This window comes from Serratia sp. SA088, assembly GCF_049065515.1.
Taxonomy (GTDB): domain Bacteria; phylum Pseudomonadota; class Gammaproteobacteria; order Enterobacterales; family Enterobacteriaceae; genus Serratia; species Serratia nematodiphila.
In genome coordinates, this window is the sequence record NZ_JBAKGW010000006.1 from 46381 (window position 1) to 71086 (window position 24706).

The 24706-nt window shown below is 61.8% G+C and carries 20 protein-coding genes and 1 pseudogene; 12 read left to right on the top strand and 9 right to left on the bottom strand.

Annotated elements, in window-relative coordinates; all coding sequences use genetic code 11:
* Positions 1–217: 217 nt before the first annotated feature.
* Positions 218–1636: a glutamine synthetase family protein gene (locus tag ACOWVD_RS16060; RefSeq protein ID WP_049242516.1), complete on the bottom strand. Its 1419-nt coding sequence runs from the start codon at positions 1634–1636 to the stop codon at positions 218–220.
* A 395-nt stretch (positions 1637–2031) separates the two neighbouring features.
* On the opposite strand from ACOWVD_RS16060, the gene puuR reads away from it, so the two are divergent.
* The 5 genes from puuR (at position 2032) to ACOWVD_RS16085 (ending at position 8486) form a co-directional block, all read left to right on the top strand.
* Positions 2032–2589: an HTH-type transcriptional regulator PuuR gene (puuR, locus tag ACOWVD_RS16065; RefSeq protein WP_004935648.1), complete on the top strand. Its 558-nt coding sequence runs from the start codon at positions 2032–2034 to the stop codon at positions 2587–2589.
* Between the two features lie 157 nt (positions 2590–2746).
* Positions 2747–4258 (top strand): sugar ABC transporter ATP-binding protein, encoded by a 1512-nt coding sequence (locus tag ACOWVD_RS16070; RefSeq protein ID WP_421105682.1) that lies wholly within the window; start codon positions 2747–2749, stop codon positions 4256–4258.
* On the top strand, positions 4255–5250 hold the full coding sequence (locus ACOWVD_RS16075; RefSeq protein WP_004935654.1) for an ABC transporter permease: 996 nt from the start codon (positions 4255–4257) through the stop codon (positions 5248–5250). Before ACOWVD_RS16070 ends, ACOWVD_RS16075 begins: the two co-directional genes overlap by 4 nt.
* A gap of 244 nt (positions 5251–5494) precedes the next feature.
* A complete protein-coding gene (locus ACOWVD_RS16080) occupies positions 5495–7483 on the top strand; it encodes a ligand-gated channel protein (RefSeq protein WP_164095494.1) in 1989 nt (662 codons plus the stop codon).
* A 55-nt stretch (positions 7484–7538) separates the two neighbouring features.
* A complete protein-coding gene (locus ACOWVD_RS16085; RefSeq protein ID WP_421079876.1) occupies positions 7539–8486 on the top strand; it encodes a siderophore ABC transporter substrate-binding protein in 948 nt (315 codons plus the stop codon).
* 33 nt (positions 8487–8519) lie between these two features.
* Here ACOWVD_RS16085 and ACOWVD_RS16090 read toward each other — a convergent pair whose 3' ends face one another.
* Together ACOWVD_RS16090 and ACOWVD_RS16095 are read right to left on the bottom strand one after the other, a co-directional pair.
* On the bottom strand, positions 8520–9308 hold the full coding sequence (locus ACOWVD_RS16090; protein ID WP_421079877.1) for an ABC transporter ATP-binding protein: 789 nt from the start codon (positions 9306–9308) through the stop codon (positions 8520–8522).
* Positions 9305–10387, bottom strand: coding sequence for a FecCD family ABC transporter permease (locus ACOWVD_RS16095; protein WP_031300718.1), 1083 nt, complete (start codon positions 10385–10387; stop codon positions 9305–9307). The genes ACOWVD_RS16090 and ACOWVD_RS16095 overlap by 4 nt, the downstream gene beginning before the upstream one ends.
* Positions 10388–10750: 363 nt before the next feature.
* On the opposite strand from ACOWVD_RS16095, the gene ACOWVD_RS16100 reads away from it, so the two are divergent.
* On the top strand, positions 10751–10924 hold the full coding sequence (locus ACOWVD_RS16100; RefSeq protein ID WP_164095496.1) for a hypothetical protein: 174 nt from the start codon (positions 10751–10753) through the stop codon (positions 10922–10924).
* Positions 10897–11139, top strand: a pseudogene (locus tag ACOWVD_RS16105) (GGDEF domain-containing protein); the annotation flags it as partial. The gene ACOWVD_RS16100 and the pseudogene ACOWVD_RS16105, both read left to right, overlap by 28 nt.
* A 45-nt stretch (positions 11140–11184) precedes the next feature.
* Here the strand turns inward: ACOWVD_RS16105 and ACOWVD_RS16110 are convergent.
* From ACOWVD_RS16110 to ACOWVD_RS16120, 3 genes are all read right to left on the bottom strand, one after another.
* Positions 11185–12663: an amino acid permease gene (locus tag ACOWVD_RS16110; protein WP_033632569.1), complete on the bottom strand. Its 1479-nt coding sequence runs from the start codon at positions 12661–12663 to the stop codon at positions 11185–11187.
* A gap of 221 nt (positions 12664–12884) precedes the next feature.
* Positions 12885–13751: a DNA-binding transcriptional regulator YeiE gene (gene yieE, locus ACOWVD_RS16115; protein WP_015378518.1), complete on the bottom strand. Its 867-nt coding sequence runs from the start codon at positions 13749–13751 to the stop codon at positions 12885–12887.
* Between the two features lie 98 nt (positions 13752–13849).
* Entirely contained in the window at positions 13850–14047 is a 198-nt protein-coding gene (locus ACOWVD_RS16120; protein WP_421105683.1) for a hypothetical protein, read from the bottom strand.
* 192 nt (positions 14048–14239) lie between these two features.
* Between ACOWVD_RS16120 and ACOWVD_RS16125 the strand changes: the two genes are divergently transcribed.
* A complete protein-coding gene (locus tag ACOWVD_RS16125; RefSeq protein WP_049242528.1) occupies positions 14240–15313 on the top strand; it encodes a YeiH family putative sulfate export transporter in 1074 nt (357 codons plus the stop codon).
* A gap of 98 nt (positions 15314–15411) precedes the next feature.
* Positions 15412–16251: a deoxyribonuclease IV gene (gene nfo, locus ACOWVD_RS16130; protein ID WP_033643802.1), complete on the top strand. Its 840-nt coding sequence runs from the start codon at positions 15412–15414 to the stop codon at positions 16249–16251.
* Between the two features lie 61 nt (positions 16252–16312).
* Here the strand turns inward: nfo and fruA are convergent, their stop codons facing one another.
* From fruA to fruB, 3 genes are read right to left on the bottom strand one after another with little or no spacing between them, the layout of a single operon-like run.
* Positions 16313–17998, bottom strand: coding sequence for a PTS fructose transporter subunit IIBC (fruA, locus tag ACOWVD_RS16135; protein WP_197763366.1), 1686 nt, complete (start codon positions 17996–17998; stop codon positions 16313–16315).
* Between the two features lie 11 nt (positions 17999–18009).
* Positions 18010–18951, bottom strand: a complete 942-nt coding sequence (gene fruK / locus ACOWVD_RS16140) for a 1-phosphofructokinase (RefSeq protein WP_015378523.1) — start codon at positions 18949–18951, stop codon at positions 18010–18012.
* Positions 18948–20081, bottom strand: a complete 1134-nt coding sequence (gene fruB, locus ACOWVD_RS16145) for a fused PTS fructose transporter subunit IIA/HPr protein (protein WP_049242535.1) — start codon at positions 20079–20081, stop codon at positions 18948–18950. The genes fruK and fruB overlap by 4 nt, the downstream gene beginning before the upstream one ends.
* 247 nt (positions 20082–20328) lie before the next feature.
* Between fruB and ACOWVD_RS16150 the strand changes: the two genes are divergently transcribed.
* The 3 genes from ACOWVD_RS16150 to torA all read left to right on the top strand — a co-directional run bounded on the left by ACOWVD_RS16150 (position 20329) and on the right by torA (position 24632).
* Positions 20329–20751 (top strand): nucleotide triphosphate diphosphatase NUDT15, encoded by a 423-nt coding sequence (locus ACOWVD_RS16150; RefSeq protein ID WP_049242538.1) that lies wholly within the window; start codon positions 20329–20331, stop codon positions 20749–20751.
* 233 nt (positions 20752–20984) lie between these two features.
* Positions 20985–22145 carry a NapC/NirT family cytochrome c gene (locus tag ACOWVD_RS16155; RefSeq protein WP_197800019.1) on the top strand — a complete coding sequence of 387 codons (1161 nt, stop codon included), beginning with the start codon at positions 20985–20987 and terminating at the stop codon, positions 22143–22145.
* A gap of 12 nt (positions 22146–22157) precedes the next feature.
* Entirely contained in the window at positions 22158–24632 is a 2475-nt protein-coding gene (torA, locus tag ACOWVD_RS16160; protein ID WP_049242541.1) for a trimethylamine-N-oxide reductase TorA, read from the top strand.
* Positions 24633–24706 lie beyond the last annotated feature (74 nt).

Below are 24706 nucleotides of genomic sequence, written 5' to 3' on the forward strand. Positions count from 1 at the left end.
GGTAAAACTTAATGCAAAAAAAATAACCGACGCTTTCAAAACGTCGGCTATCTGCATTTGAGATATTTTGCACCAGAATGCCTCCGGATGACAAGATCCGGAAGCCCTCAAATACAAATTCTTTTTGTCGATCGAACGGAAAACCAGCCCGGCAGGCGAATTAATCCGCTACCGGCAGGCCGGTCGCCCGCACATACTTCTTACTTTATACGCCCATTCAGGCATTTTTCAACATCCAGTCGATCTCGGTTTCCGTCACCCGCCGTTCAAACTGCAGCAATTCGTCCGTCTTGCAGGCGTGATAAACCTGGGTGAAACGCTCGCCGAGATAGTGGGTCAACGCGTGCTGATGTTCAAACTCGTACAGCGCATCGCTCTGGCGGATCGGCAGCGGCAGCCCCTCCTGCTCTAGCCCGTTGCCGGTCACCGGCTCAGGCAACGGCAGCGCGTTGTCCAACCCGTACAACATGCCGGCCAGGATCGCCGCCATCACCAGATAGGGGTTGGCGTCGGCGCCGGCCACGCGGTACTCCACCCGATGATTCTCCGGTTCGCCGCAGGGAATGCGCAGCGCCACGGTGCGATTGTTGTGGCCCCAGGCGGCCTGGATCGGCACATACATCCCCGGCTGGAAACGCCGATAGGCATTGACGTTCGGCGCCAACAGCGCCATCGACGCCGGCATCAGGGTGATCATCCCGGCCAGCGCCTGTTTCAAGAGCGGCGAATCCTCGCCTTCGGCGTCGGCGAACAGGTTGTTGCCCGCGCCGTCCTGCATGCTGACGTGCACGTGCATGCCGCTGCCGGCGTAATCCTCATAGGGCTTGGCCATAAAGGTGGCGTGCATGCCGTGGTTCTCGGCCACCAGCCGCACCAGCCGTTTCAACGCCAGCGCGTGGTCGCAGGCCAGCAAGATATCGTCGGTATGACGCAGGTTGACCTCGAATTGCCCCGGCGAGGCCTCCGCCACCGCGCCGTCCGCCGGCAGCCCCTGCAGCTTCGCCAGCGCGTCGATATCGTTCAGCACCTCGGCGAAATGGTTCAGGTTATCGACGGAGTACACCTGGCTTTGGGTGTTGCGCTCCTGCGTGCCAGGCGCACACGGCGGTTGCAAATCGCCTTCTGCGTCGCGCTGCCTGTCGATGAGATAAAACTCCAGCTCTACCGCTGCCACCGGGAACAAGCCGCGCTGTCGCAGCGCCTGCCACACGCGGTTCAGCACATTACGGGGTTCAACGTCAAAGGGAGTGCCATCTTCATCCAGCATGGTCAGCAACACCTGGCCGATATGCTCCGGATCGGCGGCCGACGGCGTCAGCGAACCGGGCACCGGCAGGCAAATGCGATCCGGCTCGCCGAGTTCCTGCCCAAGGCCGGCCTCCTCCACCACGTTGCCGAGGATGTCCATAGCGAACACCGACGCGGGGAAGTAGCTGCCTTTTTCCAGTTTTTTCAACCCTGAGACGGGTATGCGTTTGCCGCGGAAGGAACCATTGAGATCGGTGAGAAGGATATCGATATACTGCGTGGCGGGATGGCGTTCCAAATAATGAGCGACCTCATTTTGGAACGCGCTACTTCGCCTCTCTTCATGATGCTGTGCAAAATGTTCAACTGCTGCGCTATTGGTTTGCATACGTCACCCGCCATTATGCTCTTAAGGCGCGTTGGCGCCCGTCCGCCGTTCGATTCAACACATGATTGGATTTCTCACCAGGTCGCGCCGCTGCCGGGCGCTCAAAATAACATCCACAATATGAAACATAGTCTTAACAGAATGGGTTTGCAAATGTTACAATCCTGTTTGATTATTCACCACCGGCTGCTAAATTGATAAAATATTGACCGAAAAGGCCTTGCTGCCATTTTTACGTCAACTATTTCGTCCAACGCACCGAGAGTGAACATGGGCAATATATTTTCCAAACCTGCCCTAACTATCGATATCATGCAGCATCGTTATCGCCCAGACAGGCGCCCGGTAACGATATTCATGTCTGCCTGTCGCCCCTACCAGAAGGAAGTACCGCTATGAGCGAAGCCAGCTTGGCACCGGGCAAACGCCTGTCACAGATCCGTCAGCAATTGGGTTTGTCGCAGCGCCGGGTCGCCGAACTGTCCGGGTTAACCCACAGTGCGATCAGCACCATCGAACAGGACAAGGTCAGCCCGGCCATCAGCACGCTGCAAAAGCTGCTGAAGGTGTATGGCCTGTCGCTGTCGGAATTCTTTGCCGAACCGGAGGCCGTCGACGAGCCGCGCGTGGTGATCGACGCCGAGGATCTGATTGAGATCGGCAGCCAGGGGGTGTCGATGAAGCTGGTGCACAACGGCAGCCCGACGCGCAACCTGGCGATGATGCTGGAAACCTACCAGCCCGGCACCACCACCGGCGAAAAGATCAAGCATCAGGGCGAAGAGATCGGCACCCTGCTGGAGGGCGAGATCGTGCTGACCATCAACGGCCAGAGCTATTGCCTGAGCGCCGGTCAGAGTTACGCCATCAACACCGGCATTCCGCACAGCTTCAGCAATACGTCGGCTCGCGTTTGCCGCATCGTCAGCGCACACACCCCTACCACCTTCTGACCGCTTCTCGCACCGGCGCAGCCTGACGCGGGTTGCGCCCCTGCCCACCCACGCTTTTTTCATCGCCGTTATGCCATTTTGTGGGTTGCCAACGGCGCAATCTGTGTTACAACAGAGTAAAACAGCCATCTAAACATCTAAACGGCCTTAACACCCTATGTCAACCGCAACGCCTTCACGCCTCGAGATGCGCAATATCTCGATCGCCTTCGCCGGCTTCAACGCGCTACAGGACGTGGACTTCACGCTGCAGGGCGGATCAATCCATGCGCTGGTCGGCGCCAACGGCGCGGGCAAGTCGACGCTGATGGCGATCCTCTCCGGCGCCCACGATCATTATCGCGGCGAGATCCTGATCGACGGCCAGCCGGTGGCGATCCACTCCCCGTTGCAGGCGCGCCGTCACGGTATTCACGTGGTGCAGCAAGAGGTCGACGTCGCGCTGATCCCCACGCTGTCGGTAGCGGAAAACATCATGCTGGACTGGCTGAACGAGCCGGGCCACTGGCTGAACTGGGCGGAGCTGCACCGCCGCGCCGCGCAGCTGCTGCAGCAATGGGCGCTGCCGCTCAACCCGCGCAGACGCCTGGCGGACTGCACGCTGGCGGAAAAACAGCAGGTGCTGCTGGCGCGCGCGCTGTCGCACCGCTGCCGTTTTCTGGTGCTCGATGAACCGACCGCGCCGCTCGATCGCGCCGAGAGCGAGCGCCTGTTTAACGTGGTGCGCCGCCTGCAATCCGAAGGCATCGGCATCGTGTTTATTTCCCACCGCATCCATGAACTGAGCGACATTTGCGATCGGCTGACGGTGCTGCGCGACGGCCGGCGCGTCAGCGAAGACGCCATGCGCGGGCTGAGCGGTGAACAGATCGTCGAGAAGATGCTCGGCCATCGGCTGGACGACATCTTCCCGCCGCCGCGCCCGCCACACCCTGAGCGAACGCTGCTGCAGGTGCAGGGCTTGCACGATCGCCATAAGCTGCGCGACGTTTCGCTGCGGTTGCATGAAGGCGAGATCCTCGGCATCGCCGGGCTGGCCGGGGCGGGCAAAACCGAACTGTGCAAGGCATTGTTCGGCGCCAGCGCCGTGCAGCTCGAGCGCGGCGAACTGCGCGGGCAGCCCTGGGTGCCACGCGCGCCGCATTTGTCGGTCGAACAAGGATTGGCGCTGGTGCCGGAAGAACGCCGCAAAGAAGGTATTTTCATCGACGAGGCGATCCCGATGAACCTGAGCGTCAGCGCCGACGACAGCTTCTCGCGCTGGAGCCTGTTCAGCCGGCGGCAAGAGCTGCGCTGGGCGCGCGAGATCATGCAGCGTCTGAATATTCGCGCCTCCGGCTCGCAACAGCGGCTGGCGCGCCTGTCAGGCGGCAATCAACAAAAAGTGGCGATCGGCAAATGGCTGCGCGGCGACGCCGAGGTGCTGATCTTCGATGAGCCGACCAAGGGCGTGGACATCAAGGCCAAACAGGAGCTGTTCAGCCTGATCGACGGCCTGGCCCGCGCCGGCAAAGGCGTGATTTACGCCTCCGGCGAGTTCGCCGAGCTGATTGGCCTGTGCGATCGCATCTGCGTGCTGTGGGACGGCCGCATCGTGGCGGAATTGAACGCCGCCGACATCGACGAAGAAACCTTATTGCTCTATTCCACCGGAGGAACCCCTGCGTGAGTAAAGAATTTGCCTTGCGGCCTGCGCTGCCCTGGCGCCAACAGCTGTTTGATTTCCTCTACAAGTGGGGCATGCTGCTGACCGTGGCGGCGCTGATCGCCCTGTTTGGCCTGGCGTCGGACAACTTTCTCGATGCCAACAACATCATCAATATCCTGCGTTCGATCGCCATCGTGACGGTGATCGCCATCGGCGTCTCCATCTCGCTGTCGGTCGGCGGTTTCGATCTGTCGGTCGGTTCGACCGCCTCGTTGGCCAACGCGCTGGTGATTTCGCTGTTCGTCTGGCACGGGTTCGGCACCACCGGCGCCATCGTAGTGACGCTGTTGCTGTGCACGCTGGTCGGCCTGTTCAACGCCCTGCTGATCGTGGTGTTCAGAATTCCCGATATGCTGGCGACACTGGCCAGCCTGTTCGTGATCCAGGGCGTGGCGATGACTTACAGCTACGGCGGCTCCATCACCCAAAACATGGTGCTGCCGAACGGCGACATGGCGGAAGGCCCGATCCCGGAAGTGTTTGCCGCTCTCGGTCAGGTGCCGGTGATCGTGCTGATCATGCTGGCGGTCACCGTGGCGGTGCAGCTGTTCCTGTCGTTGACCAAGCACGGCCGCCGCATGTACGCCATCGGCGGCAACCCCGAGGCTGCGCGTCTGTCGGGCATCCGAACCGTACGTTACAGGGTTGCCGCTTACGTCATTTCCTCTTGGCTGGCGGCGCTTGGCGGCATCTTGCTGGCGTCACGTATTGGCTCTTCGCAGGTCAATGCCGGCGGCGGCTATCTGATGGACGCGGTGGCGGCGGCCTATATCGGCTTCTCGCTGGCCGGCGCCGGCAAACCCAATGCGCTCGGCACCCTGATCGGCGCGGTGATCCTCGGCGTGCTGCAAAACGGCCTGGTGATGCTCTCAGTGCCCTACTACGCCATGGACATTATCAAAGGCCTGGTGTTGGCGCTGGCGCTGGCCATCACCTATATCCAGAAACGCTGATCCTCTCCGGCGCACGTCTGCTGCGCCGCTTTTCCCTTTAATTCATCCGGTTACTCTTTCCCGCCAGAATAACAAGCATACAAATGATATGAATTATCATTAGCGTTTACATTCAGTAAAAAATCCTTACAATGGCCTCACGCAACGCTGACGAAGCGACGGATTTCTCAGCGAACGATGAATTATTTCATTAGAAATTCAATTGGTTAATTACTTTCACTTCAATCCAGGAAAGGTTTACCTCATGGAAACGCCACGTTACAGCAAGCTCGCCGCTCTGGTGATCGCCTCACTCAGCGCCACCGCCGCACTGGCCGCGCCGCAGGACGACACCCAAGACACCATGGTCGTCACCGCCTCCGGCTTCCAGCAAAAAATTCAGGACTCCGCCGCCTCCATCTCGGTGATCCCGCGCCAGCAGATCGAAGATAAGGCCTATCGCGACGTGACCGACGCGCTGAAAGACGTGCCGGGCGTAGTGGTCACCGGCGGCGCCAGCAGCAGCGACATCAGCATTCGCGGCATGTCTTCCAAGTACACGCTGATCCTGGTGGACGGCAAGCGCGTCGACACCCGCGGCACCCGGCCGAACAGCGATAACGCCGGCATCGAACAGGGCTGGCTGCCGCCGATGGAAGCCATCGAACGTATCGAAGTGGTGCGCGGGCCGATGTCTTCGCTGTACGGTTCCGACGCCATGGGCGGCGTGATCAACGTCATCACCCGCAAGACCTCGCGCACCGAGTGGAAAGGCTCGCTGCACGGCGACGCCACCCTTCAGGAAAACCGCGATTCCGGCGATCTGTTCCAGACCAACGCCTACGCCTCCGGCCCGCTGGTTGAAGGCCTGCTCGGCCTGCGGGTCAACGGCCTGCTGTCGCGCCGCGCCGAAGATAAAATCACCAACGGTTACAACGAGCAGCGTATGCGCAGCGGCACCGCGGTGTTCACCCTGACCCCGGACGAGAAAAACGAATTCGACTTCGAAATCGGCCGCTCGCTGCAGGATCGCAACAGCACGCCGGGCAAATCGGTGGTAGCGGAACGCTGCAGCAAAGGCAAATGCACGCCGACATCGCGCAGCGAAAGCCTGTATACACGCACCAACTACGCGCTGACCCACAACGGCTATTACGACTTCGGCAACTCCACCAGCTACGTTCAGCGGGAAGAGACCAACAACCCGGGCCGCAAAATGAAGATGTACAACACCATCTTCAACACCCAGAACCAGTTCGAGCTGGGTTCACACATGCTGAACCTCGGCGGTCAGTATCGCTATGAAAAACTGAGCGACAGCGGCAACCAGCTTGAATCGGCGCAAGGTCTCAGCAAGCTGACGCGCTGGAGCTGGGCGCTGTTCGCCGAAGATGAGTGGGCATTGACCAACGACTTCAGTCTGACGACCGGCATCCGCATGGATCAGGACGAAAACTTCGGCAGCCACTGGACGCCGCGCATGTACGGGGTCTGGCACCTGACCGAACAGTGGACGCTGAAAGGCGGCGTCTCCGCCGGCTACAAATCGCCGGATCTGCGCCAATCCTCCGCCAACTGGGGCCAGGTCACCGGCGGCGGCGTGCGTAAAGGCATCATCGTCGGCAACCCGGATCTGCAGCCGGAGAAGAGCCTGAGCGAAGAGATCGGCCTGATGTGGGATAGCCTGAAAGGCGTCAACGCCGGGGTCACCGTCTTCAACACCGACTTCAAGAACAAGATCACCGAAGTGCGCCGCTGCGAAGACACGCCGGACTGTAAGATCGGCAATGACGTCTACGACTTTATCAGCGATCGCGTCAACGTCGACAAAGCCAATATGCGCGGCGTAGAAGCCACCTTCGGCTGGCAGATTAACAAAGACTGGAAGTGGAACGCCAACTACACCTACACCGCTTCCGAGCAGAAGAGCGGCGAGTTCCAGGGCAAGGCGCTGAACCAGATGCCGAAGCATATGCTCAACACCGTGCTGGACTGGCAGGCCACGCAAGACCTCAGCCTGTGGTCGCGCGTTAACTTCCGCAGCCGCACCTCAGACTACCTGAGCCGCACGTCGATGGAGACCAGCACCCCGTCCTACACCTTCGTCGATGCGGGCCTGAGCTACCAGGCGGCGAAAAACCTGCAGTTGACCGGCGGGGTCTACAACATTCTCGACAAGACCGTGGATTACGATCACTACCGCACCACGCTGGACGGCCGCCGTTACACCGTCGGCATGACCTACAACTTCTGATGCCCCCGGGCGCGCGCTGCGCGCCCTTTTCATTCCATCACCGTGAGGAAGCCCCATGAAATTACGCCGCTCCCCCCTGATGATCGCCCTGCTGGCCGCGATGGCGCTGGCGGGTTGCCACAGCAAAACCGACGCGCCGGCGGCCCCGGCCACCGTCAACGTCCAGCACCTGAACGGCAGCACCGAGGTGAAGAAACACCCGCAGCGCATCGTGGTGCTGGATTACGCCTCGCTGGAAACGCTGCGGCTGCTGGGCGTCGAACCGCTGGCGCTGCCCGGCAACCGTAAGAATTTGCCGGATAGCCTGAAGCGCTATCAGGACGACAAATACCTCAATGCCGGCACCCTGTTCGAGCCGGATATGGCCGTGCTGCGCGCCGCCAAACCGGATCTGATCCTGATCGCCGGCCGGGCGTCCAAAGCCTATGACGAGCTGAACGCGCTGGCGCCGACGCTGAATATGTCCGTCGATCAGCAGGATCAGTTGGGCAGCCTGAAGCAGCGCACGCTGCAGCTGGGCGAGCTGTTCGATAAGCAGCAACAGGCGCAGGCGGCGGTCGATAAGCTGGATGCGCAGATCGCGGCGGTCAAACCGCAGGCCGCCCAGGCCGGACGCGGGCTGGTGGTGCTGTTCTCCGGCGGCAAGATCAGCGCTTACGCCCCCAAGAGCCGTTTCAGCTTCGTCTATGACGCCCTCGGCTTCGCGTCCGCGTTGCAGTCCGATGAAAAAGACGTGCGCGGCAACAAGCTGACGCCTGAGCAGGTGGCCAAACTGAATCCGGACTGGCTGTTCGTCATCGACAGGGACGCCGCGACCGGGCGGCCGAACGCGGTGGCGCCGCAGAAAATCCTTACCACCACCGCGCTGAAGAAAACCATAGCGGTGAAGAAAGGCCAGGTGGTTTACCTGCCGGCGGCCGAGGTTTATCTGTCCGGCGGCATCGTCACCGCTCAGCACGTCGTCGAACGCGTGAGCGAGGCGCTAACCCACGCTGCGCGATAAAGAAAGCCCGGCGATGCCGGGCTTTTTCCTGGATTAAATCGTCGGCTGGTTTACCAGGCCGTCTATCAGCACCTGCGGCGTGCCCTGCGAACAGCGCTCGATGCGCCCGCGCACGCCGTAGACCCGCGCCAGGCTCTGCGGCGTAATCACCTGATCCGGCGCGCCGTCGGCGATCAGATCGCCATCCTGCAGCATCAGCACGTGGTCGCCGTGACGCAGCGCGATGTTGATGTCATGCACCACCACCACCGTCACGATATTGCGCTTGCGGGTTTCACGGCGCACCAAATCCATCACGTGGAACTGATAGTTGAGATCGAGCGCGCTCAGCGGCTCATCCAGCAGCAGCAGCGACGGCTGACGGATCAGCGACTGCGCCAACCCCACCAGCTGTTTCTGGCCGCCGGACAGCTGATCGAGGTAGCTCAGCGCCAGGTGGGCGATGCCCAGCTGTTCCAGCAAAGCCATCACTTCCGCTTCGCTGCTGGCGTTGCTGCGGCCGCCCGAGGCGCGCTGCGCCACGATAATCGACTCCAACACGTGCAGATGCACTCCGGCGGGCAGCGACTGCGGCAGATACACCACTTTCTCCGCCCGACGGGCGAACGGCATCTGCATCAGATCGTCATCGTCCAGCCACAGCTTGCCCTGCGCCGGGTTCAGCCCGGCCAGCGAACGCAGCAGCGTCGATTTGCCGCTGCCGTTCGGCCCCAGCAGCACGGTGATTTGCCCGCGCGGCAGCATCGGCACCGAGAGATTGTCGATCACCTGACGCTTCGGATAGCCCGCCGAGAAGTTTTCTATGCGCAAGCCCTGATTCATACGTTCCCCCGATGGCGCAGAATAATGCTCAGGAAGAACGGCACCCCGACCAGCGAGGTGACGATGCCCACCGGAATGATCACGCCGGGCACCAGATTTTTCGACGCCACCGAGGCCATCGACAACACCAGCGCGCCAATCAGCGCACTGGCCGGCAGGTAGAAACGGTGATCTTCGCCGAAGATCATGCGGGCGATGTGCGGCGCCACCAGGCCGATAAAGCCGATCGGCCCGACGAAGGCCACCGCCAGCGCCGAGAGAATGCTGATGCGCAGCAGCGTGGTCAGCCGCAGACGGCGCACGTCGATGCCGAAACTCACCGCCCTGTCTTCACCCAGACGCAGCGCGGTCAGTTTCCACGAGCTCATCATCGACAACGGCAGCAGCACGGCGAACACCCCGAACAGAATGCCCAGCTTGTCCCACGAGGCGCGCGCCAGGCTGCCCATGGTCCAGAACACCAGCCCCTGCAGCGTGTCCTCGCTGGCGATGAACTGCATCATCGAGACTAGCGCGTTGAAGGTAAACACCAGCGCGATGCCGAACAGCACCACGCCGGAGGTGGCGACCCGCGTCCAGCGCGTGATGCCGTCGAGCATCAGCGCAGCGAACAGCGCAAAGATAAAGGCGTTGGCGGAGATGAACCACTGATCGGGAATGCCCGGAATGCCGATGCCGAGCACGATCGCCAGCGCGGCGCCAAAGGCCGCGGCGGAAGACACGCCGAGGGTGAAGGGACTGGCCAGCGGGTTATTCAGGATGGTCTGCATTTCCGCCCCGGCCAGGCCGAGCGCAAAGCCCACCACCACCGCCATCAGCGCATAGGGCAAGCGGATGTCCCAGACGATCACCCGCGTGCCGGCATCGGCCGCGGCGGGATCAAGCAGCGTTTGCCACAAAGACGACAGCGACAGGCCGGATGGCCCCATGGTGAAATCCAGCAGCAGCGAACCCAGGATCGCCAGTGCCAACACGCCCATCATCAACAGGCGATGGCGAAGAATATGCTGATAACGCCCCATCACGCCGGCGTTGGGTTGCCCCTTGGCGTCAGTCATGGGATCGGTGGATACGCTCATTCGTTAAGATACCTGTTACAACCATCATGACAGCGGCGCGAAGGCGTCCGCCGTAAACCGGAAAGCGCACGGCGACCGCCTGCGCGCAGCCGCCCACAATAAAGCAAACGATAATACTTATCAATCATATCAATAGGTGAAAACGGCGTTGTCGAAATGTAATAATTTGTTTTTTATCGCCATTTTTCAAACCACCACGATTTCCCCCGCAACGGCCAGTAGGTTAATTATTCTGAAAATTATTCCTGATCCGACCAGACTCTGACAAATAGCGGCAAAACCACATAGAATCCAAAACCACAGCACCGCGCATGCAAAAAACTTTCAGGCCGCCGCAAGAACGGCCTTATTGACGAGGCTGTAATGAGAAGCCCATCTCCGGCGGTAACGCCCAAACGCCCGGCGCTGCTGAACTGGCTGTTGCACAGCCCGCTGTACGCCGATGACGAACCGTTTCAACGCCAGCTGCGTCTCACGCTGACGCCCTCTCCTCTCCCCCCCAGGCTGAATGCCGTGGGGGTGGCGGCCCGTTTTTGATTCTGATGCACGATCTGCCCTACGGAGCGGAAAGCGAGTTTCTGGCGCGCATTGTGCCGCCGCTGGAGGCGCCCTACGATTTTGGCGCGTTCGGCGAGGTGAACATGCGGCTTAACGCCGGCATTTTGGCGCTGACGCAGCATTACGCTACGGTAGAGAGTTCGATGAGCTCGGCGCAGCAGGCGCTGGCGGAAGCCAAAGGCGGGAAAAAGTAAACCAAAACGCGGCGGGAGCCCCCGCCGCGAGTCACTCACCGAAGATTACTTCACGTCCATCTTCGGGAATTCCATTTCGCTATACTTCACGACACGGGTGCCTTGCGACAGCTTGTAACCGAACCAAATCAGCAGGAACAGCGGAATGCCGATGTAGGTCGCGGTCACGCCGTACCAGTCAATCTTGTCTTGCAGGAAGGCCTGGTAATTCTGGCCCAGGGTAATGATCAGGCACAGCACGAAGGCGAAGATCGGCCCCAGCGGGAAGAACCCGGAACGGTACGGTAAGTCGTTGAGATCGCGCCCCTGCAGCATGTAACCGCGACGGAAACGGTAGTGGCTGATGGCGATGCCCAACCAGGCGATGAAGCCGGTCATGCCCGAGGTATTCAGCAGCCACAGGTAAACCGACTGGTTGCCGAACATCGAGGTCAGGAAGCACAGCCCGGCTACCACGCAGGTCGCGTACAGCGCGTTGCGCGGCACGCCGCCTTTCGACAGCTTGGCGAAGATGCGCGGCGCCTTGCCTTCCGACGCCAGGGTGTACAACATGCGGGTCGATGCGTACATGCCCGAGTTACCGGCCGACAACACCGCCGTCAGGATCACCGCGTTCATCACCGCCGCCGCCGACAGCAGGCCGGCATGCTGGAACACCAGGGTGAACGGGCTGACGCTGATGTCTTTCACGTCATTGCGCAGCAGGCTCGGATCGGTATACGGAATGATCAGGCTGATGATCAGGATGGCGAAGATATAGAACAGCAGGATACGCCAGAACACCTGACGCACCGCGCGCGGAATATTTTTACCCGGGTTTTCCGATTCGCCGGCCGCGATGCCGATAAGTTCAGTGCCCTGGAACGAGAAGCCGACGATCATGGCCACGCCGATCATCGCCGAGAAGCCGCCGGCGAACGGCGCATCTCCAATGGTCCAGTTCTGCCAGCCGGCATGCTCGCCGCCTTTCAGAATGCCGACAATCATCAGCACGCCGACGGCGATGAAAATAATCACGGTGCTGACCTTGATCAGCGCGAACCAGTATTCCGCCTCGCCGAACCCTTTCACCGAAATGTAGTTCAGCAGGAACATCAGGCCGAGGAACAGCGCGCTCCAGATCCAGCCGGGCGTGTCCGGGAACCAGTAGCTCATCACCAATTGCGAAGCCACCAGGTCAACGGCGATGGTCACCGCCCAGTTGTACCAGTAGTTCCAGCCCAGTGCGAAGCCGAAGCCTTCTTCCACGTATTTGGCGCCGTAGGTGGAGAATGAACCGGAGACCGGCATAAAGGCCGCCAGTTCGCCCAGACTGGTCATCAGGAAGTACACCATCAAACCGATCAGAGCGTAAGACAGCAGCGCCCCGCCGGGACCTGCCTGAGAAACCGTGGCGCCCGAGGCGACGAACAGGCCGGTGCCGATGGAGCCGCCGATGGCGATCATGGTCAAATGCCGGGCTTTCAGCTCGCGGCGCAATCCGGGAGCTTGCTGCCCCGATGTTTTTATATCCTGCTGAGCCATTCGTTCCCTATCTATCTGCTCTTCGAAAAATGAGGGCGGATTGTAACAAATACCCGCCGGTGAACTAGCAACATTGCACCGATATAAGATAGCTTCATAATTCAGAGGCAATTATTAGCCGCGCCCCTTATGGCCTTACTTACTCTCATTAATGTGAGCGCGCGCAGGTTTTTATGCTTTCTTTGGCCTGCGCGGCGATAGAAGACGTGACGCGCTGTCGATTACAGCACGCAATAGCTGAGAAAACGCTGCAACGCGTTGGAAATGTGCTTTTGCCGATGGCGGATCAGGTACAGGGTGCGCCGCAGCGGCGGCAGCGGCACCGGCAGTTCCACCAACGCGCCGCTGGCCAGCTGCTCCGCCACCACCCGCCGCGACAGGCAACTGATGCCGATACCGTGCCGCACCGCATGCTTGATCGCCTCCGAGTTGCCGAGCTCCATCACCAGCTGAAAGTGCGGCAGGTGCGCCAACAGCAGATGATCCAGCACCTCGCGAGTGCCCGAACCGCGCTCACGCAGGATCCAAGGCGCATTCGCCAGCGCCTCCAGCGTCGGCGGTTGACGGGTCAGCGGGTTATCCGGCGCAGCGAACACCACCAGCTCGTCCTCCAGCCACGGCTGCGTCACCAGCTCCGGCATATGGCAAGGCCCTTCGATCAGCCCCAGATCGACGCGAAAATCCGCCACCGCCACGATCACGTCCTGGCTGTTGCCGACGTTCAGCTCCAGCGGCGTGGCCGGAAAGTCCCGGCGGTAACGGGCGATCATCTCCGGCAGCATATAGTTGCCGATGGTGCTGCTGGCGGCGATGCGCAGCGCCCCGCCATCATGGCGAAACAGCTGCTCGATCTCCCCCGCCTGCTCCAGCAGCGCCAGCGCCTTGGGGTACAGCAAGCGGCCGTGTTCGTTGATCACCAGCCGTTTGCCGACGCGATCGAACAGCTGCACGCCCAGCTGCCCCTCCAGATCCGCCAGCGCCGCGCTGACCGCCGACTGCGACAGCGCCAGCACCACCGAGGCCTGAGTGGTCGAACCGCTTTTCAGCACTTCGGTGAAAACTTCCAGTTGACGCAACGTGATATGCATAGCCGTCCCGGTATTGAAAGAAGGTTCTGCCAGAGAACCCCAACATGGTGATGTGGGCAGCCCGGCCAGGCTACCCTGTTTGCGGCCAGTTCGGCGCGCTATTTACCCAACGCGACCAGCTGCGCCGCCGCGGCCAGTACCGGCTCTCGCGGCGTGCCGGCTTCGTTCCGCAGTATCAATTGCAGCATCGCCGCGAGATGATCGCGGTCGATCGTCTTGTTTTCTTCAATCAACCGCCGCACCGCGCGCCCCACTTCCTGATCTACCTGCTCTCTGCGTTGATCGTCGGTATCCATCGCCTGCTCCTGTTAGTTGGAAAGTTGACGGCGGCTCGCCGCACTTCCTCACCCTAGCCGCAATGCGGCTGTATGCCAATGCCTGATCCCATACCACTTATTCAGATAGGTTATAAATATATAATCAATTTCTCTTTTATTCAGCCCAAACGTACTCTTAGCAGCAAGAAACAGACTGAAGGACTGACTTTTATGGCGACTGATACCACTCACACTTACCCCGAGCGACGCTTTCCGCTGTTTGGCCTGCCGCGGCTGGTGCCGGGGCTGGCGCTGACCGGCGCGCTCACCGCGCTGGCCGTCTGGGCCGGCGATATTCCCTGGGTGGCGGAGCTGGGGCTGGGGGCGCTGACGCTAGCGATCCTGCTCGGTATTCTGGTGGGCAACACGCTGTACCCCCGCTGGCAAACCGTTTGTCACGGCGGCGTGCAGCTGGCCAAACAGCGGCTGCTGCGTCTGGGCATTATCCTTTACGGCTTCCGGCTGACCTTTCAGCAGATTGCCGACGTCGGCGCCAGCGGCATCATCATCGACGCGCTGACCCTGATCACCACCTTCCTGCTGGCCTGCTGGCTCGGCAAGAAAGTGTTCGGCATCGACAGCCAAACCGCGATGCTGATCGGCGCCGGCAGCAGCATTTGCGGCGCGGCGGCGGTGATGGCCACCGAGCCGGTGCTGAAGGCCGACTCCAGCAAAGTGGCGGTAGCGGTCTCGACCGTGGTGGTATTCGGCACTCTGGCGATCTTCGCCTACCCGTGGCTGTATCAGTTGAATGAACACTTCCAGTGGTTGCCGTTCAGCCAGGAAACCTTCGGCATTTACGCCGGCTCCACCATTCACGAAGTGGCTCAGGTGGTCGCCGCCGGGCACGCCATCGGGCCGGACGCCGAAAATGCAGCGGTGATCGCCAAGATGATCCGCGTGATGATGCTGGCGCCGTTCCTGCTGCTGCTGTCGGGCTACATCAGCCGCGGCAGCGCAGGCAAGGCGGAAAAATCCGCCATCACCATTCCGTGGTTCGCCGTGCTGTTTATCGTCGTCGCCGGGCTGAACTCCTTCAACCTGCTGCCGGCCACGCTGGTGCGCCATCTGATCACCGCCGACACCTGGATGCTGGCAATGGCGATGGCGGCGCTGGGGTTGACCACCCACATCAGCGCCGTGCGCCAGGCCGGGATGAAACCGATTCTGCTGGCCACGCTGCTGTTCGTCTGGCTGCTGGTCGGCGGCGCCGCGATAAACCAACTGGTGCAACACCTGCTGTAATCGCCCTCGGCGGCCCGCTTCGGCGGGCCGCCGCTTTTCACCATTCAATCCGCCCGCTATCAATGCCATAATGTCACCGATAACACAGGAGAATGAAGATGAAGTTTGTCGGTGCACATGTCAGCGCGTCAGGCGGCGTGGATCAGGCGGTTATCCGCGCGCACGAATTGGAGGCGACCGCGTTCGCCCTGTTCACCAAAAATCAGCGTCAATGGAAGGCCGCGCCGCTGGCCGCAGACGTGATCGATAAGTTCAAGAGCGCCTGCGCCCAGTACGGTTATGGGCCGGGGCAGATCCTGCCGCACGACAGCTACCTGATCAACCTGGGGCACCCGGTGGCCGACGCGTTGGAAAAATCGCGCGAGGCGTTCATCGACGAGCTGCAGCGCTGCGAGCAGCTGGGGCTGACGCTGTTGAACTTCCACCCCGGCAGCCACCTGCTGCAAATCGATGAAGACAAGTGCCTGGCGCGCATCGCCGAATCGATCAATATCGCGCTGGACAAAACCGCCGGCGTGACGGCCGTGATCGAAAACACCGCCGGCCAGGGCAGCAACCTGGGCTTCAAATTCGAGCACCTGGCGGCGATCATCGACGGCGTGGAAGACAAAAGCCGCGTCGGCGTTTGCATCGACACCTGCCACGCCTTCGCCGCCGGGTACGATCTGCGCACCGAAGAAGAGTGCGAGCGCACCTTCAAGCAGTTGGGCGACATCGTCGGTTTCAACTACCTGCGCGGCATGCACCTGAACGATGCCAAGAGCGAGTTCAACAGCCGCGTCGACCGCCATCACAGCCTGGGGGAAGGCAACATCGGCAAAACGGTGTTCAGCTACATCATGCGCGATCCGCGTTTCGACAACATCCCGCTGATTCTGGAAACGGTAAACCCGGATATCTGGGCCGAAGAGATCGCCTGGCTGAAGGCGCAGCAGTAACGCGGCGCCCAAACGACAAAACCGGAGCCTGGGCTCCGGTTTTTTTATGGCTGGATCGCCGTTACGCCACGCTGGCCGCCGGTACTTCAGCACGTTTCAGCAGGGCATAAGCCACCCCGGCCAACAGCGTGCCGGCGGCGATCGCCACCAGGTACAGCAACACCGGCGAAATCGCGCCCGGGATCAGCAGCACGAACAAGCCGCCGTGCGGCGCCATCAGCTTGGCGCCGAAGGCCATCGACAGCGCGCCGGTCAGCGCCCCGCCGGCGATGCAGCACGGCAACACGCGCATCGGATCGCGGGCGGCGAACGGAATCGCCCCTTCGGTGATGAAGCACAGCCCCAGCACCAACGCCGCCTTGCCGCCTTCCTGTTCGGATTTCGGGAACTTGCGGCGCGCCAGCAGCGTCGCCAGACCCATCGCCAGCGGCGGCACCATACCGGCGGCCATGATGGCTGCCATCGGCGCATACACCGAGGAGCTGAGCAGCGCCACGCCGAACGCGTAGGCCGCTTTGTTCACCGGCCCCCCCATGTCGGTGCACATCATGCCACCGAGGATCGCCCCCAGCAGCACGGCGTTGGCGGTGCCCAGCGATTGCAGCCAATGGGTCAGGCCTTCCATGATTTTCGCTACCGGCGTGCCGACCACGTAAATCATGATAAGGCCGGTGATCAGGCTGGCCACCAGCGGAATGATCAAGATGGGCTTCAACGCTTCCATACTTTGCGGCAGGCGCAGTTTGCTGCTGATCGCCCTGGCGACATAACCCGCCAGGAAACCGGCGATGATGCCGCCGAGGAACCCGGCGCCGGTGCTCACCGCCAGCATGCCGCCGATCAGGCCCGGCGTCAGGCCCGGACGATCCGCGATGGAGAAGGCGATGAAACCGGCCAACACCGGCACCATCAGCGCGAAGGCGGAGCCGCCGCCGATCTGCATCAGCGCCGCCGCCAGGGTGCCTTTGACTTCAAACGCCTTGATGCCGAACACGAACGACAGCGCGATGCACAAACCGCCCGCCACCACCATCGGCAGCATGTAGGACACGCCGGTCAGCAGGTGACGATACGGGCCGTTGCCCTCTTTCTTTTTCGCCGCCGGCGCCGCGTTGCCGCGCTGCTGCGGCTGGAACACTTCCGCCTCGGCCTGCGCCTTGTCCAGCTCCTGGGCGGTTTTCTTCAGCGCCAGGCCGGTCGAAGTGCGGTACATCGGTTTGCCGGCAAACTTGTCCAGATCCACTTCAATGTCCGCCGCGACGATCACCAGATCCGCCGCCGCCACTTCTTCCGGGGTGATGGCGTTGCCGGCGCCGACGGAGCCGCGCGTTTCCACTTTCACCCACCAGCCGCGTTTCTTGGCTTCACTTTCAATGGCTTCGGCCGCCATAAAGGTGTGCGCCACGCCGGTTGGGCAAGCGGTGATCGCCACGATGCGTTTTTGCTCATTGGCTTTCACCGGTGCCGCCGCCTGCGGCGCCTGATAGGTTTCAGCTTCGGCCTTGGCACGCGCCAGAAAAGCGTCCGGTTCACGCACCGCCTGTTCTACCTCGCCCACATACACCAATTTGCCGTTCAGCCCGGCGTCAGCAGGAGCAGCCTGCCCCGCCACCGCCACCAGTTCGGCGTCCTGCAGCGACTCGACCAGCGTCAGGCCGGCTTTGGCCGCGGCGGCCTCCAGCATGCGTTTCGCCAGGTGGCCACGGGCCTGCCCCAGCGAACTGTCTACCATCAGCAGCGTTTTCATTCTGCCTCCTGCTATTGATTGAAAGGTTTCAGATCGACGCGCGCCATCATCGCGGCCAACTGGGGACGATCGGTCACGCCGACGTTGCTTTGGCTGACCGCCAGCGCCGCTACCGCCGTGGCCAGACGCAGAGTGTGTTCGCTGGATTCGCGCATCAGCAGGCCGTAAATCAGGCCTCCGACCATCGAATCGCCGGCGCCCACGGTGCTGACCACCTCACAGGACGGCGGTTTGGCGATCCAGGCGCCGGAGGCGTTAACCCACAGCGCGCCTTCCGCACCGAGGGAGATCACCACGTGGGCGATGCCCTGTTCACGCAGCGCATGCGCGGCCTCGACCACGTCCGCCAGCGTCGGCAGCGGGCGACCGGCCCAGATTTCCAGCTCGCGGCGGTTCGGCTTCACCAGCCACGGCGAGGCCTTCAACCCGGCGACCAGCGCTTCGCGGCTGCTGTCGAAAATGATGCACGGGCACTTGGCGCGCAGCTGGGTCATCCAGTCGGTAAATGCGTCAGGATCGACGCCGGCCGGCAGGCTGCCGCTCACCGCCACCATGTCGAACTGGCCCAGCCAGCTCAGCGAGTCGCTGACGAAGCGATCCCAGTCCTGCGGCGTCACTTCGAAACCGGAGAAGTTGAAGTCGGTGACTTCGCCGTCTTTTTCCGTCAGCTTGACGTTGATGCGGGTACGGCCCGGCACCACCTGAAAGCGGTTGGCGATCCCCAGATCGCTGAACAGCAGCTGGAAACCGTCCTGATTGTCTTTGCCCAGGAAGCCGCCGACGGTGACGTCGATGCCTAAATCCTTCAACACCTTGGCGACGTTGATGCCCTTACCGGCGGCGTGCAGGCCGGCGGTTTTTACCCGATTGACTTCCCCGCGCTCGATCTGCGGGCAGAAACCCACCAGATCGTACGCCGGGTTCAGGGTGATCGTTGCTACTCTTCTGCTCATGCTGCGCCCTCGCCCAGTCCTTCATTAATCGCTTCGCCAATCGCCTTCAGCGCGGCTTCAGCATCTTCTCCATTGGCGGTAAAGCGCAGGTGATGCCCTTTCTTCACGCCCAGCGCCACCACCTTCATCAGGCTGCGCCCGTTGGCCGGCTTGCCGCTGCCGTCCAGGTTGGTGACGGTGATGTCACTGTTGAAACTTTTGATCACGTTGACCAGCGCCGTGCCCGGCCGCGCGTGCAGACCGTGCTCGTTGCGGATCACGAACTCGGCGCTCAGCACGCTGCTCTCCTCAGCCACTTCGCTGGTCAGCAGCGCCAGCACGCCGGCGGCATCCGCCTTCAGCAAGCGTTCAGCTTTATTGGCCAGCAGCAGATCGCTGAGGTAGTTGAGCACCGCCAGCGGCTGCGCGTCGGCGACCGACACCGTCAGCAGCAGCGCCACCGGCTCGCCGTCTTCCACCAAAGCCTGCGCCGGGCGGCTGACGGTGGCCGCGCTGGCCAGGTTGCCTTCGACGCTGTCGCTCAGCCAGATGCCCTGCCCCAGGTTCAGCGGCTTGCGGGTGATGACATCACTGACGAACTGCGCGTTGACCGCGCCGGCCTTTTGCAGCCGGCCGGCGTTCAGCGCCTGCAGCGTCATCAGGCTGTCGGCGGCGACGTCGAGCGCAATCAGCGAAACGTCGAACTGGAATTCGGCGCTCTGTTGTTCGCCCATCAGCAGGCTGCGCAGTTCCTCCGCAGAGGTGGTTTGCGCCAGCCGCTCCGCCACGCTGTCATCGCTCAGGACGTGGGTGAGCTGACGCAGCAGCGCCAAATGCTCGTCGGAACGGGCGGCGATGCCGATCGCCACATAGGCGGTCTGGCCTTCTCCCCAGGCGATGCCCTGCGGGAACTGGAACACCTGCACGCCGGTTTTCAACACCAGATCGCGGGTATCGGTGGTGCCGTGCGGAATGGCGATGCCGTTGCCCAGATAGGTGGACGTCTGCAGTTCGCGCTGCAGCATGCCGTCCACGTAACCGGCGCTGACGCAGCCGGCTTCGGTCAGGGCGGCGGCCACCAGGCGGATGGCCTCTTGCTTACCGTCGGCAACGGCGCCCAGATGAATGTCTTGCGGTGACAACTGGAACATGATTCTCCTCTCCTGCTGAATTGAATCGTTTCAGCTTCATTGAGAAAAAGGAGCGTTATCCGTTCGCCACAAGCGGCCGGACAACGCTGAAACGTTTCAAGGAGTGTGTGAGCAGCACAAGGCGAAAGCAAGCTTTCTCCCTTTCGCCATTGCAGATTTTTGAGCTTACGCACACTTTTGCCGGCGTATTGGCCAGCGCCGGGGCAAAATGACATACTGTGCTGAAACCTTGCTGACGGAGAAAAGCATGAACGTAGTGACGGGCGTCGGGGTGATCATCGTCAACCCGCAAGGCGAGATTTTGTTGGGCAAACGCTGCGGTTCCCACGCGCCCTTTTGGTCGATCCCCGGCGGGCATCTGGATGCCGGTGAAACCTTCGAGCAGTGCGCCCAGCGCGAAATCGCCGAAGAGACCGGGTTGCTCATCGACCCGCCGCGCTTCGTTGGCGTCAGCAACAATCTGCAAACCTGGCGCGCCGAAGGCAAACACACGGTGTCAATCTGCCTGCAAGTGGATCACCCCGGCGGCAACGCCGAGCTGAGAGAGCCCGAGAAATGCTCCGAATGGCGCTGGTGCGCGCCTGAAGCCCTGCCGGAACCCCATTTCGAAGCCAGCCGCACCGCCATCCGCCTGTGGCTGAGCGGCCTGGCCTACCTGCCAGCGGTCTGATCCAATGCGAGCGCGTGCTGTGCTCGCTTCCCCTGCCGCAGCGCCCTATCGTTATATAAATTAGAATATAACGCTATTTTTTGCGATATACGCCATTTTTTTGACTACGGATAACCCTATGGGGTTAACCCTCTTCTATCATTACCCCTGCAATCGACGTGGCATTCTGACCTCCGGTCGGTGGCCTTTTGGCAAGATTTTATTTTAAATTCATAATTATAAGCGGGTTTACCATGAGCAAAAAACTGACTGGCTTTGAAAAAAAGCGTCGGTGGGGATGGCTATGGCTTTTGCTGCTGGGGATTATCCTCGGCGCAGCGCTGTTGGCCGGGACCGCCACCGTCTTCCATAAAACCAGCGATACCGCCTTCTGCGTTTCCTGCCACACCATGCAACAGCCGCTGGCCGAATATCAAGGCAGCGTCCACTTCCAGAACACCAAGGGCATCCGCGCCGAGTGCGCCGACTGCCACGTGCCGCACCAGCCGATCGACTACCTGTGGACCAAGATCCGCGCGGTAAAAGACATCTACGGCGAAATGGTCGGCACCATCGATACGCCGGAGAAATACGAAGCGCACAAGCTGGCGATGGCGCAGTCAGTCTGGAAAACGCTGAAAGAGAACGACTCGGCCACCTGCCGCTCCTGCCACAGCTACGACGCCATGGACATCACCGCCCAGCGCCCTGAGGCGCGCCTGCAGCACCCGGTGGCGATCAAACAGGGCGAAACCTGCATCGATTGCCACAAGGGCGTGGCGCATATCCTGCCGGACATGAGCGGCGAAACCCAGGCCGGTGCCGCCGAGCTGGCGAAGGCCGCGGCGTTGACCGCACCGGACGCCACCACCCTCTACACCATCGCCACCGAGCCGTTCTTCCTCGGCGCCAACGACAGCCATAACGCCGGCAACCTGATGCCGTCCACCGAAGTGCAGGTGGTCAAGCAGGATGGCGACAAAGTGCTGGCCACCGTCAGTGGCTGGCAGCAGGACGGGGTCAGCGAAGTGTTCTACGCCGCGCAGGGCAAACGCATCCTCAGCGTGCTGCTGGGTGAGGAAGCACGCCAACAGCTGAAGACCGCCGCCACCCAGACCGATGTGGAAACCGGCCTGGTCTGGCATCAGGTTTCTCTGCAGGTGTGGCTGCCGCGCAAGCAGTTGATCGACGATCAGCAAAAAATCTGGCGCTACGCCGCGGACATGATGTCGGCCAACTGTACCGGCTGCCACGGGCTGACCGCGCTCGATCGCTTCAACGCCAACCAATGGATCGGCGTCATCAAAGGCATGGCGCCACGCACCTCGCTGACGCAGGAACAGCTGCGCGTGCTGACGCAATACGTACAAAAACACGCCAGCGACATGCCACCTGCCGCACCGGCCAAGCTTTAAGGGAGAAGCGCAATGAGCAACCAACAACCGTTAACCATGAGCCGCCGCCGCTTCCTGACCGGCGCCGCCGCGCTGGCCGCCGCCCCGCTGCTGGCGGGCTTATGGCCCAAAGCGGCGCTGGCGCAGGCCATCAGCGAAGCGCTGCCGCAGTTCATCGTCTTGCGTCAGGCGCAGAAAGGCATTCTGACCGGCGCCCACTGGGGCGCGTTTGAGGCCATCGTGCAGGACGGCAAGATGGTCGGCGTGCAGCCGGTGCAGGACGATCCGTATCCCAATGAGCTGATCACCATGGCGCCTTATCAGGTGCACGCCGAGAACCGCATCAAATATCCGATGGTGCGCAAAAGCTGGCTGGAAGGCGGCCCCGGCAGCCGCACCGAACTGCGCGGCCGCGACGAGTGGGTGCGCGTCAGCTGGGACAAAGCGACCGAGCTGGTGTGCAATGAGATCGTTCGCCTGCAGAAAGATCACGGGCCGCAGTCGATCTACGCCGGTTCCTATGGCTGGAAAAGCGTCGGTATGCTGCACAACAGCCGCACGCTGCTGCAGCGTCTGATGAACCTGACCGGCGGCTTCCTCGGCTACGCCGGCGACTACTCCACCGGCGCAGCGCAGGTGATCATGTCGCACGTGGTCGGCTCGATGGAGGTCTACGAACAGCAGACCGCCTGGCCGAACGTGATCGAGAACAGCGAGCTGGTGATCCTGTGGGGCTGTAACCCGATGGTCACGCTGAAAAACAGCTGGAACGTGCCGGATCACGTCGGCCAGACCGGCTTCGAGGCGCTGAAGAAGAAAGGCACCCGGGTGATCAGCATCGATCCGGTGCACAGCGACAGCGCCAAGTTCGTCAATGCGCAGTGGATCGCCCCGCGCCCTTATACCGACGGCGCCATGCTGATCGGCATCGCCCACACGTTGCTGACCGAGAAGCTGCATAACCCGGACTTCCTGAAAACCTACACCGTCGGCTTCGACAAGTTCCAGGCCTACCTGCTGGGCGAGAGCGACGGCGTGGCGAAAACCGCCGAATGGGCGGCCGACATCAGCGGTGTCGCTGCCGACACGCTGCGCGGTCTGGCGCGTGAGATGGCGAAGCATCGCACCATGATCATGGGCGGCTGGGGCATTCAGCGCCAGCACCACGGCGAGCAGCAGCACTGGCTGCTGGTGACGGTGGCGGCGATGCTCGGCCAGATCGGCCTGCCGGGCGGCGGCTTCGGCTTCAGCTATCACTATTCCTCCGGCGGCAGCCCGACCGCCAAGGGCGGCATCATCGCCGGCATCTCCGCCGGCAACGCGCCGAAGAACTCGCCGGCGCCGATCCCGGTGGCGCGCATCGCCGAATGCCTGAGCAACCCGGGCAAAACCATCGACTTCAACGGTGCCAAGGTCACTTACCCCGAGGTGAAAATGGTGTATGTGGCGGGCGGCAACACCTTCCACCAGCATCAGGACACCAATAACCTGGTCAAAGCCTGGCAGCGGCCGGACACCATCGTGGTTAACGAGCCTTACTGGACCGCTACCGCCAAGCATGCCGATATCGTGCTGCCGGCCACCACCAGCTACGAGCGCAACGATCTGGAAATGGGCGGCGACTATTCGCAGCTCTACGTGTTCCCGATGCATCAATGCGTGCCGCCACAACACGAGTCGCGTAGCGACTTCGACATCTTCTCGGCAATGGCGGCCAGGCTGGGCGTACAGGAAGCCTTCACCGAGGGCAAGGATGAAACCCAGTGGCTGAAAGGCATGTACGACGACATGAAGAACCAGGCGCGCGCCGCGCGGGTGGCGCTGCCGCCGTTCGACATGTTCTGGCAATCCAACAATTACGTGCGCTTCCCGGTGCCGGAGGCCAATAAGCAGTGGGTGCGCTTCGCCGACTATCGCGACAACCCGTTGCTGAACCCGCTGGGCACGCCGTCGGGCAAGATCGAGATCTACTCCGACGCCATCGCCAAAATGCATTACGAGGATTGCCCCGGCATTCCGACCTGGATGCCGCCGCACGAGTGGTATCGCGGGCCGGAAGCGGCCAAATATCCGCTGTCGCTCAATACCGCGCACCCGACCAACCGGCTGCACTCCCAGCTCGATAACACGCCGCTGCGCGAGAAATACGCTGTAGCGGATCGTGAAGCGATCCTGATCCACCCGCAGGACGCGCAGCCGCGCGGCATCAGCGGCGGCGATCTGGTGCGGGCGTTTAACGATCGCGGTCAGATCCTGGTGGGCGCGGTGGTCAGCGAAGACGTGCGGCCCGGCGTGGTGCGCATCAGCGAAGGCGCCTGGTTCGATCCGGCCGATCCGGCGCAGCCCGGCTCGCTGTGCAAGAACGGCAACGTCAACTGTCTGACCTTCGACATCGGCTCTTCCAGCCTGGCGCAGGGCAACTGCGGGCAGATGGCGCAGCTGCAGATCGAGAAGTATCAGGGGCCGGTATTGAAAAATACCGCGCACGCAGTGCCGCAAGGCGCCTGATCCCACGGTAAACAGAGGGCGCAACGCGTAATGCCGGTCAGTTAAGCCTGACCGGCATTTTTTATCCAGTCTCT

Excerpts from the sequence above, each read along its gene's own strand:
- ACOWVD_RS16060 (WP_049242516.1), bottom strand. The coding sequence starts at position 1,636 with ATGCAAACCAATAGCGCAGCAGTTGAACATTTTGCACAGCATCATGAA.
- puuR (WP_004935648.1), top strand. The coding sequence starts at position 2,032 with ATGAGCGAAGCCAGCTTGGCACCGGGCAAACGCCTGTCACAGATCCGT.
- ACOWVD_RS16070 (WP_421105682.1), top strand. The coding sequence starts at position 2,747 with ATGTCAACCGCAACGCCTTCACGCCTCGAGATGCGCAATATCTCGATC.
- ACOWVD_RS16080 (WP_164095494.1), top strand. The coding sequence starts at position 5,495 with ATGGAAACGCCACGTTACAGCAAGCTCGCCGCTCTGGTGATCGCCTCA.
- ACOWVD_RS16085 (WP_421079876.1), top strand. The coding sequence starts at position 7,539 with ATGAAATTACGCCGCTCCCCCCTGATGATCGCCCTGCTGGCCGCGATG.
- ACOWVD_RS16090 (WP_421079877.1), bottom strand. The coding sequence starts at position 9,308 with ATGAATCAGGGCTTGCGCATAGAAAACTTCTCGGCGGGCTATCCGAAG.
- ACOWVD_RS16095 (WP_031300718.1), bottom strand. The coding sequence starts at position 10,387 with ATGAGCGTATCCACCGATCCCATGACTGACGCCAAGGGGCAACCCAAC.
- ACOWVD_RS16100 (WP_164095496.1), top strand. The coding sequence starts at position 10,751 with ATGAGAAGCCCATCTCCGGCGGTAACGCCCAAACGCCCGGCGCTGCTG.
- ACOWVD_RS16110 (WP_033632569.1), bottom strand. The coding sequence starts at position 12,663 with ATGGCTCAGCAGGATATAAAAACATCGGGGCAGCAAGCTCCCGGATTG.
- yieE (WP_015378518.1), bottom strand. The coding sequence starts at position 13,751 with ATGCATATCACGTTGCGTCAACTGGAAGTTTTCACCGAAGTGCTGAAA.
- ACOWVD_RS16120 (WP_421105683.1), bottom strand. The coding sequence starts at position 14,047 with ATGGATACCGACGATCAACGCAGAGAGCAGGTAGATCAGGAAGTGGGG.
- ACOWVD_RS16125 (WP_049242528.1), top strand. The coding sequence starts at position 14,240 with ATGGCGACTGATACCACTCACACTTACCCCGAGCGACGCTTTCCGCTG.
- nfo (WP_033643802.1), top strand. The coding sequence starts at position 15,412 with ATGAAGTTTGTCGGTGCACATGTCAGCGCGTCAGGCGGCGTGGATCAG.
- fruA (WP_197763366.1), bottom strand. The coding sequence starts at position 17,998 with ATGAAAACGCTGCTGATGGTAGACAGTTCGCTGGGGCAGGCCCGTGGC.
- fruK (WP_015378523.1), bottom strand. The coding sequence starts at position 18,951 with ATGAGCAGAAGAGTAGCAACGATCACCCTGAACCCGGCGTACGATCTG.
- fruB (WP_049242535.1), bottom strand. The coding sequence starts at position 20,081 with ATGTTCCAGTTGTCACCGCAAGACATTCATCTGGGCGCCGTTGCCGAC.
- ACOWVD_RS16150 (WP_049242538.1), top strand. The coding sequence starts at position 20,329 with ATGAACGTAGTGACGGGCGTCGGGGTGATCATCGTCAACCCGCAAGGC.
- ACOWVD_RS16155 (WP_197800019.1), top strand. The coding sequence starts at position 20,985 with ATGAGCAAAAAACTGACTGGCTTTGAAAAAAAGCGTCGGTGGGGATGG.
- torA (WP_049242541.1), top strand. The coding sequence starts at position 22,158 with ATGAGCAACCAACAACCGTTAACCATGAGCCGCCGCCGCTTCCTGACC.